Annotated in this window: 15 protein-coding genes; 1 reads left to right on the top strand and 14 read right to left on the bottom strand. The window is 42.1% G+C overall.

Annotation, left to right across the window (positions count from 1 at the left end; genetic code table 11):
* Positions 1 to 7: 7 nt before the first annotated feature.
* The 3 genes from ASU00_RS20840 to metG form a co-directional block, all read right to left on the bottom strand.
* Positions 8 to 1,162 carry a G5 and 3D domain-containing protein gene (locus ASU00_RS20840; RefSeq protein WP_236712792.1) on the bottom strand — a complete coding sequence of 385 codons (1,155 nt, stop codon included), beginning with the start codon at positions 1,160 to 1,162 and terminating at the stop codon, positions 8 to 10.
* Between the two features lie 278 nt (positions 1,163 to 1,440).
* Entirely contained in the window at positions 1,441 to 2,208 is a 768-nt protein-coding gene (locus tag ASU00_RS20845) for a TatD family hydrolase (protein ID WP_057915381.1), read from the bottom strand.
* A 172-nt stretch (positions 2,209 to 2,380) separates the two neighbouring features.
* Entirely contained in the window at positions 2,381 to 4,342 is a 1,962-nt protein-coding gene (gene metG / locus ASU00_RS20850; protein ID WP_057915382.1) for a methionine--tRNA ligase, read from the bottom strand.
* A 611-nt stretch (positions 4,343 to 4,953) separates the two neighbouring features.
* Between metG and ASU00_RS20855 the strand changes: the two genes are divergently transcribed.
* Positions 4,954 to 5,238 (top strand): AbrB/MazE/SpoVT family DNA-binding domain-containing protein, encoded by a 285-nt coding sequence (locus ASU00_RS20855; protein ID WP_057915383.1) that lies wholly within the window; start codon positions 4,954 to 4,956, stop codon positions 5,236 to 5,238.
* A 45-nt stretch (positions 5,239 to 5,283) separates the two neighbouring features.
* On the opposite strand, the gene rsmI is transcribed toward ASU00_RS20855, so the two are convergent.
* The 11 genes from rsmI to ASU00_RS20910 all read right to left on the bottom strand — a co-directional run bounded on the left by rsmI (position 5,284) and on the right by ASU00_RS20910 (position 13,023).
* Positions 5,284 to 6,171: a 16S rRNA (cytidine(1402)-2'-O)-methyltransferase gene (rsmI, locus tag ASU00_RS20860; RefSeq protein ID WP_057915384.1), complete on the bottom strand. Its 888-nt coding sequence runs from the start codon at positions 6,169 to 6,171 to the stop codon at positions 5,284 to 5,286.
* Between the two features lies 1 nt (position 6,172).
* On the bottom strand, positions 6,173 to 6,433 hold the full coding sequence (locus ASU00_RS20865; RefSeq protein WP_057915385.1) for a GIY-YIG nuclease family protein: 261 nt from the start codon (positions 6,431 to 6,433) through the stop codon (positions 6,173 to 6,175).
* Positions 6,420 to 7,163: a tRNA1(Val) (adenine(37)-N6)-methyltransferase gene (locus ASU00_RS20870; protein WP_057915386.1), complete on the bottom strand. Its 744-nt coding sequence runs from the start codon at positions 7,161 to 7,163 to the stop codon at positions 6,420 to 6,422. The genes ASU00_RS20865 and ASU00_RS20870 overlap by 14 nt, the downstream gene beginning before the upstream one ends.
* A 166-nt stretch (positions 7,164 to 7,329) precedes the next feature.
* The gene (yabA, locus tag ASU00_RS20875) at positions 7,330 to 7,704 is read right to left on the bottom strand and encodes a DNA replication initiation control protein YabA (protein ID WP_057915387.1); all 375 of its coding nucleotides are present in this window, start codon (positions 7,702 to 7,704) and stop codon (positions 7,330 to 7,332) included.
* 14 nt (positions 7,705 to 7,718) lie between these two features.
* On the bottom strand, positions 7,719 to 8,549 hold the full coding sequence (locus tag ASU00_RS20880) for a PSP1 domain-containing protein (protein ID WP_057915388.1): 831 nt from the start codon (positions 8,547 to 8,549) through the stop codon (positions 7,719 to 7,721).
* A 1-nt stretch (position 8,550) separates the two neighbouring features.
* Positions 8,551 to 9,555 (bottom strand): DNA polymerase III subunit delta', encoded by a 1,005-nt coding sequence (gene holB, locus ASU00_RS20885; RefSeq protein ID WP_152983809.1) that lies wholly within the window; start codon positions 9,553 to 9,555, stop codon positions 8,551 to 8,553.
* A gap of 8 nt (positions 9,556 to 9,563) precedes the next feature.
* The gene (locus ASU00_RS20890; RefSeq protein WP_057915389.1) at positions 9,564 to 10,004 is read right to left on the bottom strand and encodes a YaaR family protein; all 441 of its coding nucleotides are present in this window, start codon (positions 10,002 to 10,004) and stop codon (positions 9,564 to 9,566) included.
* A gap of 24 nt (positions 10,005 to 10,028) precedes the next feature.
* Complete coding sequence (locus ASU00_RS20895) at positions 10,029 to 10,358, bottom strand: cyclic-di-AMP receptor (RefSeq protein ID WP_057915390.1); 330 nt, start codon at positions 10,356 to 10,358, stop codon at positions 10,029 to 10,031.
* Between the two features lie 102 nt (positions 10,359 to 10,460).
* Complete coding sequence (gene tmk / locus ASU00_RS20900) at positions 10,461 to 11,102, bottom strand: dTMP kinase (RefSeq protein WP_057915391.1); 642 nt, start codon at positions 11,100 to 11,102, stop codon at positions 10,461 to 10,463.
* A gap of 39 nt (positions 11,103 to 11,141) precedes the next feature.
* Entirely contained in the window at positions 11,142 to 12,596 is a 1,455-nt protein-coding gene (locus ASU00_RS20905; protein ID WP_057915392.1) for an aminotransferase class I/II-fold pyridoxal phosphate-dependent enzyme, read from the bottom strand.
* A gap of 208 nt (positions 12,597 to 12,804) precedes the next feature.
* On the bottom strand, positions 12,805 to 13,023 hold the full coding sequence (locus ASU00_RS20910) for a sigma factor G inhibitor Gin (protein ID WP_082630540.1): 219 nt from the start codon (positions 13,021 to 13,023) through the stop codon (positions 12,805 to 12,807).
* Positions 13,024 to 13,266 lie beyond the last annotated feature (243 nt).

A 13,266-nucleotide genomic window follows, 5' to 3' on the forward strand; every position in this document is an offset into this window, starting at 1 on the left:
AACCTTATTAGTCCAATACGCGAACCTTTACATTCTTTACACCCCAGCGATAGGCATCATTTTTTGAAGAAAAGAAAACGTCTATCCTATTCCCCTTTATTGCTCCGCCTTTGTCAGCAGCCACTGCATAGCCGTATCCTTCCACATAGACTTTCGACCCTAATGGAATTACACTTGGATCGACAGCAATGATTTTCGCACCAGGATTACTTTTAAGATCTACGCCTGTGGATGTGACACCGGAACAGCCCTTGCAACTGGCTGTATAAGCCGTTGAAGCTACGTATATTTCTTTGCCACTTGTAGAACTGACGTTGGTTACTCCGCGTGATGCCTGCGCAACCGTTGTTTTCGTTCCGACCGTTACAACTTTATCCTGTTTTTTATTCACGACTTTTTCTGAAAGTAAATCTCTTTTGACCTCTTTGCCATTTTCTTTCATAACTTCATATTTCTTGGAAATGAGTCCGTCTTTTCCCTCTGTGACAACTTTCTCTTTTCCTTTTGATAAGGAGTCATCTTTTTTCGTAATGACAGCAAAGTCAACTGGTTCTTCCACTACATCGGTGACTTTTTCAATTCGAATTACGTTTACCGTATTCTTAGCTTCAACTTCCTCGGCTAGTTCCGGCTCAACTCGATCCAAATCATTGAGTTTTACTCCTTGTTGCTTTAAAAAGTCAGCGACAGTAGTCGAAGTTGACCATACTTGTTTTTCGTCACCGCCCACCACTAACTTCAGAGAAAAGGCTTTGTCTATGGCAACTTCCATATTCTCTTTTAGCTTCGTATCGTTTGAAGGCGTGATTTTATCCTGTTCCTTCACATCCAGATCTTGTTCAAGTAAAAATTCGTCTACCGTATCAGCGGTTGACCAAACTTCCTCCGTTTTACCATCTTGATTGATGACGATTTTTTGTGCAGGCTTATAGACAACCTCTAAATTATCGTCCACCTTGCTGTCCCTTGACGGGTGGACATAGTCCGCAGCTTGAACGGTAATCTCTAAATCTTTCAACATATCATTTACAGTAGCTGCGTGTGTCCGCACTACCTCTTTTTTCCCGTCTACCATGATTGTGACTGTATGCTTCGTTCCTTGATGGATTAGTAATCCCAATGCTGCAGAAACAAGAATCGCACTGCATATGGCAATTGCCATTCTCTTCTTCCCAAGCGGTTTGGGAATAAGGTTTTTCATAGTTTTTAATAGAATGAAAAACTCCTCCTTCCTCCCGGTGATTATATAGACTTAGTTATCAAGCTGTCAACCCATTCACTTCTCATTCAGGAAATTACTACCTATTATGCATAGTCCGGAATGAAAAGGAAAGGGCGACTTCTCGACATATTAAGCCCATAGGGGGAGTGAGATTTGTAGAAATCTTGAAAAAATCGATTTTGGCTAGCGAACCCCGGGGTTTATTGTCAAAAATGCTGTCAATTAATGCCGAATAATTTCTTGGCATTCTCCGTTGTTGCTTGGGAAACTTCCTCTATCGTTAGTTGTTTGATTTCCGCGATTTGTTCGGCAACCAGCTTCACATAAGAAGGTTCATTGCGTTTCCCCCTAAAAGGATGCGGTGCCAAATATGGACAATCCGTTTCAATCAACAAACGATCTAAAGGCACGGCAGCTGCTACCTCTTTTGGTTTTTTTGCATTTTTGAAGGTCACAGGACCACCCAACGAAATATAGAAATTCATATTAATGCATTCCAAAGCCGTTTCCGCGCTGCCGCTAAAGCAATGCATGATACCGCCAACGCTTGAGGCCTCTTCTTCCTTTAAAATCCTCACAATATCAGCAGTCGCCTCACGATTATGAATGACGATGGGAAGCCCGACTTTTTTCGCTAACCGTATTTGCTTCCGGAATACCTCCACTTGAACTTCCTTTGGCGATTTATCCCAATGATAATCAAGACCCATTTCACCAATGGCCACTACCTTTGGATGACTGGATAGCTCCTCTATCCATCGTAGGTCGTCTTCGGTCATATCTATCGCATCCACAGGATGCCATCCGACTGCGGCATACATGAAGTCATAAGTTTCTACTAATTCCATCGCCCTTTTGATAGTAGGCCTGTCAAAGCCGACCACTACCATATTATTTACACCAGCTTCCTTGGCCCTTTCAATGACTTCCTCGAGATCCTCGTTGAATTGATCCGCATTTACATGGACGTGTGTATCAAATAACATTATTTTTCTTCCTTTCTAGCACTATTTTATTTAAGAATGAATGTATTATGTTTCACAATTACATAACAAAAAGATTACAGCTGGTAATGCAGACCTCTTTACTTTTTCCAAAATCATAAAGAAAAAAACATAAAAGTGTTTCATATGAAACACCTTTATGTTTTTTTAGGGATTATTTCACCTTTGATCCATTTGGAATTGATGAATCGATTGTAGCCACAGATAGTACACCATCCTGGCTGCCAGCCAAAATCATTCCTTGGGAAAGCTCGCCACGAAGCTTAACAGGTTTTAAATTCGTTACACATATCACTTTTTTACCTACTAAATCTTCTGGTTTATAGTGCTGGGCTATGCCTGATACGACTTGGCGTTTCTCATAGCCTAAATCAAGCTGCAGTTTTAGAAGCTTGTCCGCCTTCTTCACCGGTTCTACTTCGATCACCTGGGCAACACGAAGCTCCACTTTTGTGAAGTCATCTATCGTAATTTCATCAACCTCTGGAATGGGCTCTTCCGCTTTTTCCGGCGCTACTGGGGCACCACCTTGCATTTGCTCTTTAATATATGAAACTTCCTCTTCCATGTCCAGGCGTGGGAAGATCGGCTCGCCCTTCAACACTTTCGTTTCAGCAGGGATTTGGCCAAATTCGGCTAAACTATCCCATGAAGTTAACACTTCATCCTTGATGCTAAGCTGGGCAAAGATTTTTTCCGGAGTTTGTGTCAAGAAAGGCTTCAAAAGGATGGCCGTCCTGCGTAATGATTCCGCCAAGTGAACCATGACACTGGCAAGTTCTTCTTTTCTTGCTTCATCTTTGGCAAGGGTCCATGGCTGCGTTTCATCAATGAACTTATTCGTTCTGCTCACAAGCTGCCAAATCGAGGTTAACGCAACTGAAAACTCCATATTCTCCATCGCTTCCTCATACTTGCCGACCGTATCGTGATTCATTTCCAGCAAGGCTTTTTCGAATTCACGGTAAGATCCTTGATAGCTCGGGATCACACCATCAAAGTACTTATTGACCATTGCCACCGTACGGTTTAACAAATTCCCTAAATCATTTGCTAAATCAAAATTAATTCGTTCCACAAACCCCTCAGGAGTGAATACCCCGTCAGAACCAAAGGGAACTTCACGCAATAGGTAATAGCGTAAAGAGTCCAGGCCGTAACGATCAATCAACGTAACTGGATCGACTACATTGCCTTTTGACTTCGACATTTTACCATCTTTCATAAGAAGCCAGCCATGGGCGAAAACTTTCTTAGGAAGCGGTACATCGAGAGCCATCAGCATGATCGGCCAGTAAATGGTATGGAAACGGACGATTTCCTTCCCGACCAGATGTACATCGGCAGGCCAATAATTCAAGTATTTAGAATCATTGTCCGTTCCATATCCTAAAGTGGTTATATAATTGGTCAAGGCATCAATCCAAACATAAATGACGTGCTTCGGATCTCCGGGCACCTTGACGCCCCAATCGAACGTGGTGCGGGAAACGGCGAGATCTTCCAACCCAGGTTTAATGAAGTTATTGATCATTTCGTTTTTGCGGGATTCCGGTTGGATGAAATCAGGGTTTTCCTCGTAAAACTTCAATAATCGATCGGCATATTTACTCATTTTAAAGAAATAAGATTCTTCTTTTACCTTTTCGACAGGTCGGCCGCAATCCGGACAGTTTCCGTTGCTTTCCTCAACCTGACGTTCCGTGAAGAAAGATTCACAAGGTGTACAATACCAGCCTTCATATTGGTCCAAGTAAATATCGCCCTGATCAAGCAGCCTTTTGAAGATTTTCGCTACCACCGCTTTATGGCGATCTTCCGTCGTCCGAATGAAATCATCATATGATATATCAAGCTTTTCCCATAACTCCTTGATTCCTGTTACGATATTATCCACATATTGCTGAGGGGTGATTCCTTCTTCAGCCGCTTTACGCTGGATTTTTTGCCCGTGTTCATCAGTGCCTGTCAAATACATGACATCAAAGCCCCGCATCCTTTTATAGCGGGCCATGGCATCACCTGCCACTGTCGTATACGCGTGCCCTATATGTAAATTACCGCTAGGGTAATATATGGGTGTCGTGATATAAAATGTTTTTAGTTTATCTTGCACTTCGTTCCCTCCTCATCTTTTTACAAAACCGGCTTTAGAAAATGCCAAAGCCATCAGTCTATATTAAAAGCTATTATCTCTATTTTAACGCTATATGCGATTCTACGCGACAATAATCACAAATCAAATCAACATAATATTGGTATATTATGTATACACATCTTGGAACTTAAGATCAGGAGGTCACTTCCTTTTTGTCAGCATTACCTCTTACCTCCACAAAATATACCTAAAATTCTTTTTTTGTGCAACAAATCACATATTTTAAAGCTTTCTCAGTAAATTATCCTTAATTGAAATCTTTTGCTTTGAAACTAAATTGCATTTAATCATATAATAAAGAAGCCATTTGTCGAATTGTGGGGACAAGCGTTATTTTTTGAAGCCGCTTAACGAATAATTGATAAAGCCATATCCAGTTTTTGCTCATGGAAAGCTTTTTTGAAGCATGGAAATGTAGTCATGCTCTTTTCTTACAAAAAAATGAAAATAAATCATTGACGAATATGGGAATGGCTGGTATTATAAATTTATAAAAAAATTTGTCGAATAATGGCGAAAAAAATAGAAATAGGGTACTAGATTGTAATCTGAGAGGAGAAATTCTAAAAATGAAATCTACAGGTATTGTTCGTAAAGTTGATGAATTAGGCCGGGTCGTTATTCCAATCGAGCTTCGTCGCACATTGGGTATCGCCGAGAAAGACGCTCTTGAAATCTACGTTGATGACGAGCGCATCATCTTGAAAAAATACAAACCAAACATGACTTGCCAAGTTACAGGTGAAGTTTCCGATAACAACCTTACACTTGCCAATGGTAAATTGATTCTTAGCCGTGAGGGTGCTGAATTACTTATCCAAGAAATTCAACAAAACTTCACTACTTCTAAATAAGGCAATACATAAAAAAACTTCCGGATTACGGAAGTTTTTTTATGCTCATTTATCTTCACCATCAATGTGATATGCTTGATACACATCGCGTTTCTGAATATCGCGATCCTTTGCGACTTGCTTGATGGCGTCCTTTGAAGTGTACTGCCCGGTCTCTATATAATGATTGACATGCCCGACTAAATCAAGTTCCGTCCACCAGGCTTCGGAAGCCTCATCGTCCGGCAATTGCCCGCCTTCGATGATTAAACAGAACTCACCGCGGATTTCGGACTCCGTCGCCCATGTCAACGCTTCACTTATCGTCCCCCGAATGAACTCTTCGAATTTCTTGGTTAATTCACGGCATAATACGATGCGCCGGTCACCTAGTATTTCCTGCATATGCTTCAATGTTTCTTTTAGTCGATGCGGCGACTCATAAATAATCCAAGTCGATTCCATCTTTTTTAATTTTTCCAGTTCCCTCTTCTTTTCTTTTGCTCCGCGCTGTAGAAACCCATAAAAGTAAAAGGGCTGTGGCGGGAGTCCCGATGCAATTAATGCCGTTAAGGCAGCATTGGCGCCCGGTAACGGAATGACTTTAAATTCCTCTGCAATCGCATCCTTGACCAGTTCATATCCAGGATCGGAAATCGTCGGTAAACCGGCATCACTTACCAAAGCGATGACCTCTCCTGACCGCAGCCTCTCTAACATCTGCTTCCCACTATATTCCTTATTATGCTCATGGTAGCTGACGATAGGTGTCGAAATTTCGAAGTAATTGCATAATTTCTTCGTATTCCGTGTGTCCTCGGCAGCAATGACATTCGCTTCCTTTAAGATCCTTAAAGCCCGAAAGCTCATATCCTCTAAGTTCCCTATCGGTGTAGGAACTAGATATAGGGCTGGTTCCAATCCTTCTTTTTCAAAACTCTTCTGCTGCCACATATCATACGTCCTCCTTCGCCATCCAATTTTGTTTTTGCTTTCTAGTCAGTTGCTTGAACTTATATTCAGCCTGCATCGCCAATGTCTGTGTTTCGAATATCTCATGATGAATCAGTTCAACCGGGGTACGGCCTCGTGTATACTTCGCTCCCTTGCCTTGATTATGGGCAGCAATCCTTCGCTCCAAGTCATTTGTATATCCTGCATAATAGCTGTCGTCCCGGCATCTTACAACATAAAAATAATGCTTATTTTTCTCCATATAAAATCCTTTTGATTTCCGGATTATACTCATTTTCGTCATTATAGACAACAAGTGGAGGCAGAATCTTTAAATCAGGGTTCCCATCCTTTATCCCTTCAATAAGAATCGTATTCGCTTCCTTAGCGCTTTTTGGATAGACGAATTGCAGACGCTTCGGTTCAATCCGGTACATCCTCATGAACCGTAAAATATCCATTAGACGGCCCGGCCGATGGACAAAAGCGGCTTTCCCGCCTTGACGCAGCAACTGGCTGGAAACGCGCATGACGTCTTCAAGATTACACATAATTTCATGCCGGGCAATGGCAAAATGTTCATTTTTATTTATTTCCTCGATTGACGGCGTTGGAAAATAAGGAGGATTACACGTAACGACGTCATATTTGCTATAGCCAATCTGTTCTGGCATTTCTTTTATATCACCATGAATCATCTCGATCCTGGAGGTTAGTCCATTGTGGTCCATGCTTCTTTGAGCCATGTCATATAACCGCTCTTGAATCTCCACGCCCGTAATTGCCGCTTTCGTTCTTGTACTCAGCAGTAATGGTACGACGCCATTCCCCGAGCAAAGATCGACGATTTTCCCTTTTTGGATCGGGACATTTACGAACCTTGATAATAAAACGGCATCCAGTGAAAAAGAGAACACCGATGGGCTTTGGATGATCCTTAAATCCTCAGCCAATAGATAATCGAGGCGTTCATCACCTTTAAGTTCTACCATTGCTGTTACCCTCCTAATTATGTATGGAAAAGCATGCTTCGACATTCATCTCGTACAAAAAGGGGCCTGACTCATAGTATGCGTCAGACCCCGAATCACTATATATTGTAAACGGTCTATCTATCACGTTAAAAGAGATGGAGCATTCTTTTATATTATTCCATTATCACTTCTTGTTCAAAAATGATAAACAGAACAGGCAATCTCCTTCTTTTCGTAAACTGCCAAAATGCAGATTACAAATATGGAAGCCCTCTTGATAGATACGGGCTAAATTATCATAGCCTTCTCCGATATCCATAACCTTATCCGCACTAGCGGTGCGATTTTTCACTTTCTGCTTTATCTTTACCGCAGCAGGCGCAGTTTCGACTTCCGCAAGTCCTAACCGATGACGCAAGTGCTCGTTTTCCAGCTTTAGCGACTGGTTTTCCTCAAGGATTTCAGCCAGGTTCTGCTTCAATTCCCCAAGCTGCTTATATAATTGGCCTATCTGGGTTTCCATATTGGTCACCGACTCAAAAATAGCTTTCTTATCCACGCTCTCCCACCACCTTAATAATCTGTGGCTTGAATAGAAACGGCTCCCTCTTTTAGAATCTCATCTAGAGTATACTCTAATACTCTTTCCTGCTCGATTAGTTCAATCTGAAGTACGCGTTCTAGAATATTAAGCCCCACTACCTTGCCTTTGCCACCAGGCGTATCAATCATTTCACCTAAATCAGGAAGCATTTCCTTCGCACTTTCATACTCGTCATTTTCATATTTCAGACAGCACATCAATCGACCGCATAATCCAGAGATTTTTGTAGGGTTTAATGATAGATTTTGATCCTTCGCCATTTTAATGGAAACTGGTTCAAAATCCCCAAGAAAAGTGGAGCAGCAAAGCATCCTGCCACAAGGCCCGATGCCACCAAGCATCTTCGCTTCATCCCTAACCCCGATCTGGCGCAGTTCTATCCGAGTTCTGAATATGGCAGCTAAATCTTTGACTAAATCACGGAAATCCACGCGACCATCCGCTGTAAAATAGAACACGACTTTATTTCGATCGAAAGTATATGACACATCGACTAGCTTCATATCGAGCTTATGCTCAATAACCTTCTGACAACATATTGAGTAAGCCTCTTCTGCGGCAGCCTTGTTTTCATCAACAATAAGCTTATCTTTCGCATCGGCTACCCGAAGTACTTTTTTCAAAGGCAGGACAACATCGTTATCATCTACTTGCTTACGGGCGGTAACGACTTTACCGAATTCAACGCCGCGGACAGTCTCCACTATTACAAAATCGTCCTTAGGAATAGCGAATTCACCCGGATCAAAGTAGTATATTTTGCCCGCTTTTTTAAAACGGACACCTACAACATCATACAAATCATGATCCCTCCTGCAAATTCAGCACAAGCTGTTCCATCAACAGCTGTGGATTCGTGTTGGACATCAGTTTTCTTTTTGCTTCCAAAATACACGCCATATGCTCGGCAAGGCGCCTTGAGGAAAGATGAAGAGCGTGAGTTTCAAATTCCTTCAATTTATTTTGAAATACAACAAGGTCCTTTTTATCCAACTGAATGTATAATAAATCCTTATATATAAGAAGTAACAAATCAAGACCTCTGTCAACCTGTTCTCTTTCTTTAAAGTGTGTGAACCAATCCGTTTGAAGGTACAATAATGCCTTCAAGGAATTGAGTTTTAGCACTTCATACAATTTTACCACTATTTTTTGAGCTTGTACAAACCATTCATCATGGCTAAGCTCGATTCCTGCTTCCACATTCTGTGTCATATGTGCAATAACCGAGGCAAGCTGCGGCTCCAAATCCTGTTCCATCAGCTTTTGCTTCACATTCTCCGGGGATAATGGCTTGAACGAAATCACTTGGCATCTTGATAATATTGTCGGTAGAATTCTCTGAAGCTGTTCCGTCATCAATATCGCCACAGTATCGGCAGACGGTTCCTCCAAGAATTTCAATAGACTATTGGCGGCGCTCACTGACATTTTATCCGCATCGGCAATCATATAAACCTTTCGATCTGCCTCTACACTCTTTTTCGAGAACTCCTCTTGTAACTCCTTAATTTGTTCCTTCTTGATTGAGAGTCCATCTTTTTCTATTAAATGGACATCTGGATGATTGCCACTTGAAATCCGTTTGCAATTCCGGCAAGTTTCGCATGGCTCATAACCTGCTGTTGGGGCAACGCATAATAAGCTTTTGGCAAAGGTATTGCTAATATCTTGTTTACCTGTGCCTTTTTCCCCCTCAAATAAATAAGCATGGGCCACTCTGTCCTTCGTTATGCTATTCTTCAGCATGGTCATCACCTGCGGCTGAATTCGACTCATATCCTGCCATGTTTTATCCAAAACCATCAACTCACTTAAGTATATAAATTAATCAGAAGGCCTTTAATTTCACCTATCATTTCCAATATTTCAAGCGAGCTTTTCTCTTTATTAAGAATTTCCTCACTTAACTCAACTAATCTTGCATCTATCGTTTCCACTGTTTTCAAGGGCCGGCTTTGACCATATTGGTTCCAGCTCGTGGATTGCTTCAGTTCCAATCCATATTCAACCGCTTCTTTAACGAACCGTTTAACCAACGTTTTATATTTTGCCAATTCCCTAAAAGTACGTGACCGGACTAAACGCTGGCCAGCCCCTTCGATATCACCTATCAAACGGTTTAAGGTTTGGATTTGCATCTTCTGGTCCTGTGTCTGGACCATTTGCTGGAACCTTCCATTAACTGTCTGGGAATGTTTAGCATCTTGTCGCGCCTTATCCAGCTTTATAGGAATATCATGGTTGATTTTCATAATGAACCTCCAAGCATCTACCCGTTAAAACTGTAAAAAGTTTTCAACTGGTAAAATGAATACGGTCGCACCGCCTACTTGTATCTCCACTGGGTAAGGCACATAGGACTCGGCATTGCCGCCCATCGGTGAAACCGGTGACACTAATTGGGAGCGCGACTGGCAATTGTCCTTGATGATCTGAATGGCCTGGTCAACACGTTCATCTTCCGTGCCGATCATGAAAGTCGTATTACCCGATTTTAAAAACCCGCCAGTACTGGCAAGCTTGGTCGTTCCGAAATTGTTTTCCACTAATTCATTCAGCAGCCGATGGCTATCTTTGTCTTGAACGACAGCAATGATCATTTTCATTCTTATCATCCTCCGGTTACTCTGAATTTTTTCTACCTCTATTATATCAACTTGTCATTGTCTGGAATAGTATCCCGTTGAATAATATGGAAACGAACATAATTACTTTCCCGGCTCTTTCAAAATGTTTAATAAGCCGGCTTTCGTTTCATCAAAAACCTCATCAATTGTCCGCCCTGCATCCACGATAATGAAACGGCCTTTCCATCTATTGATGATGAGCTGATATCCTTCACAAACTTTTTTGTGAAAATCCAGAGCTTCAAGGTCGAGCCTGTTCACTTCTCGTTCCCCATTCGCCTGGATGCGCCTCAGTCCCTCTTCTGGTTCAATATCAAAAAAGAATGTCGCATCGGGCATCATGCCCCCAATTGCGAATTTATTGATGCTGTACACCTCTTCTATATCCAAGCCCCTTGCATGGCCCTGATATGCCAGCGAACTATCGATAAATCGGTCACAGAGGACAATGCCGCCGCGATCGAGCTCAGGCATGACCACTTCGACTAAATGCTGGCGTCTTGCCGCTGCATATAATAAAGCCTCTGTTCGAGGGTCCATAGCTGTATTTTCTTTATTGAGGATGACTTCCCGAATTTGCTCGGAAATGGGAACACCGCCTGGTTCACGTGTCAACAGCACTTGATAGCCTTCTGCTTGCAGAGCCTTTCCAAGCATTTGGATAATCGTCGTTTTCCCGGCACCCTCGGGGCCTTCCATTGTAATAAACATACCACGCTTCATTGATGTACCTCCAAGCTTCTTTGTTTGTAGTATATCATTTTATCCTGATTGCCCGCTTTCATAAACGATTAATTCTCCAGTTGAAAGAGATGAACCACCATGAAACCTCGCTCCAAGTGCAAGAAGCCCCTTTAAGCTCGATATATGCTCGGCAGTAATCATTTCCCCGGACATAATTAGCGGAATCCCTGGAGGGTATGGTATGACCATTTCAGCCGATACCTTTCCTATGGCCTTCCTTATATCAACCAATTTCGGTTTTATTTGCTTCATGAGCCCGTATGGCATTTCAAGACCGGTCATTGACCTTCCAGCTAACCAACTTTCCGCTTGAATGGTCTCGACATTGCCCGTTCTCCCGTAAGTCGCATTTTTTATATGTTGAATGATTTCATAAAAAGGATAATCGGCATCCATCTTCATTAAAGGTAAAATCAGCAGCATATTATGAGGGTCCGCCAATTCTGTATATATTCCCTTTGCTTCGCATAACTGCTGCAATTCAAACCCGCTTAAACCATTTGTTGATGAAATGACGACTTTCAATGGGTCACAAAGGGTGCCCGTTGGCGCCTCCAACACTTTAATTGAGTGCAGAGCCTCCAAATCCCCCCTGAATTTTGTAATTTTCCTAATTAATTCATTTTTATCTGCTGAGGTGAAAGAGGCCAGGTAGGCCCTTGCTAAATCAAGTGACCCCATGATGGGGTAGGATGGACTGCTCGATTGAAGCATTTGTAAATAGAAGGATACTTGATCGGCATCAATGTAAGCTGATTGAAGATGAAGATATGAACCCATGGTCATGGCCGGCAATGTTTTATGTGCAGAATGAACGACGGCGTCTGCTCCGGCCAAGATAGCCGTATTGGGAAACGGATCTCCTAACTGAAAGTGAGCGCCATGCGCCTCATCCACAAGCACTGGTATCCCCCTTCGATGAGCAAGCTCCACCATTTCGCTCAAGTCCTCGCCTAGTCCATAATAATTCGGATAAGTTACAACGATTGCCTTTGCATCGGGGTGGACACAGAGGGCTTCTTCAATCAATTTTGGTCCTACGCCACCTGCAATGCCCCATTCCTCATAAAAAGCCGGTTGCAGAAAAATCGGCTGTACATTCGCTAGCATCAAGCCATGTAAAATCGACTTATGGCAGTTCCTTTGGACAAGCACCTTATCTCCTTCGCGGCAGGCTGCAAGGATCATTGCCATGTTTCCTACGGTTGACCCATTGACGAGAAAATAACTTTTTTTCACTCCATATAAATCAGCAAGCAACTGCTCGGCCTCTAAGATGGCACCCTCAGGAGCATGCAAGTCATCTAAGCCGCTTAGCTCCGTAGCATCGATGCCCAGCAAGGGGTTATATAACGCTTGTCCTTTTTCACTAAACACCCGTCCATTTTTATGTCCGGGGACATGAAGTGAAATTGATTTTTTTTTATAAAAAGCACTCATCGCATCGAACAATGGTGTCTGTAATTGATTCATTTATTATCGTCCCTCAAATCATATTATCTTTTCATTTTATCAAATAAGTTATAATTTATCTCACCAGAAGATTAAGCAGTGAACCAAGCCCGATGCGGTCGGCTGAAGTCAACCAGCATTCCGCTAAAGTACGATAAAAAGAGTCAGAGAATAAAGAAACACTACATTTCTTCAATCTCTGACTCTCCAACTTTCCATACCTATCCTTTCATGAAAAAATTTCAGGATGGCTGATTTTTTTTAATTGCTTTAAGTAATATTTATACTGCGGATCATTTGTATCGGTACCGATCATATCCCTTTCACATTCCTCACAAATGAAAGTCGTGTATACGTGTATTCCCAATCCTTTTATTTGTTCACAAACCACGCACGATTCCCCTGCCGTTGTTTTGGTTGTTGTTGTCCCCAACATCTCCACCTCCATACCTGCATTCTCCCCAAAAACCATCGTTCACATACATTCATTTTAAATAGTTTAAGAGAACCGGGGCTGCTTTTAACAATGTATGATGAAGATTTTCAATACGTGTATGTCTCTATATAAAAGTTTCCGATGATTTTCAATAAAAAAAGATCAGCCCAATTGGCTGATCTTTAGATTGCTTGGCGACGTCCTACTCTCACAGGGGGAGACCCCCAACTACCATCGGCGCTGAAGAGCTTAACT

Source organism: Peribacillus muralis, assembly GCF_001439925.1.
GTDB classification, from domain to species: domain Bacteria; phylum Bacillota; class Bacilli; order Bacillales; family DSM-1321; genus Peribacillus; species Peribacillus muralis.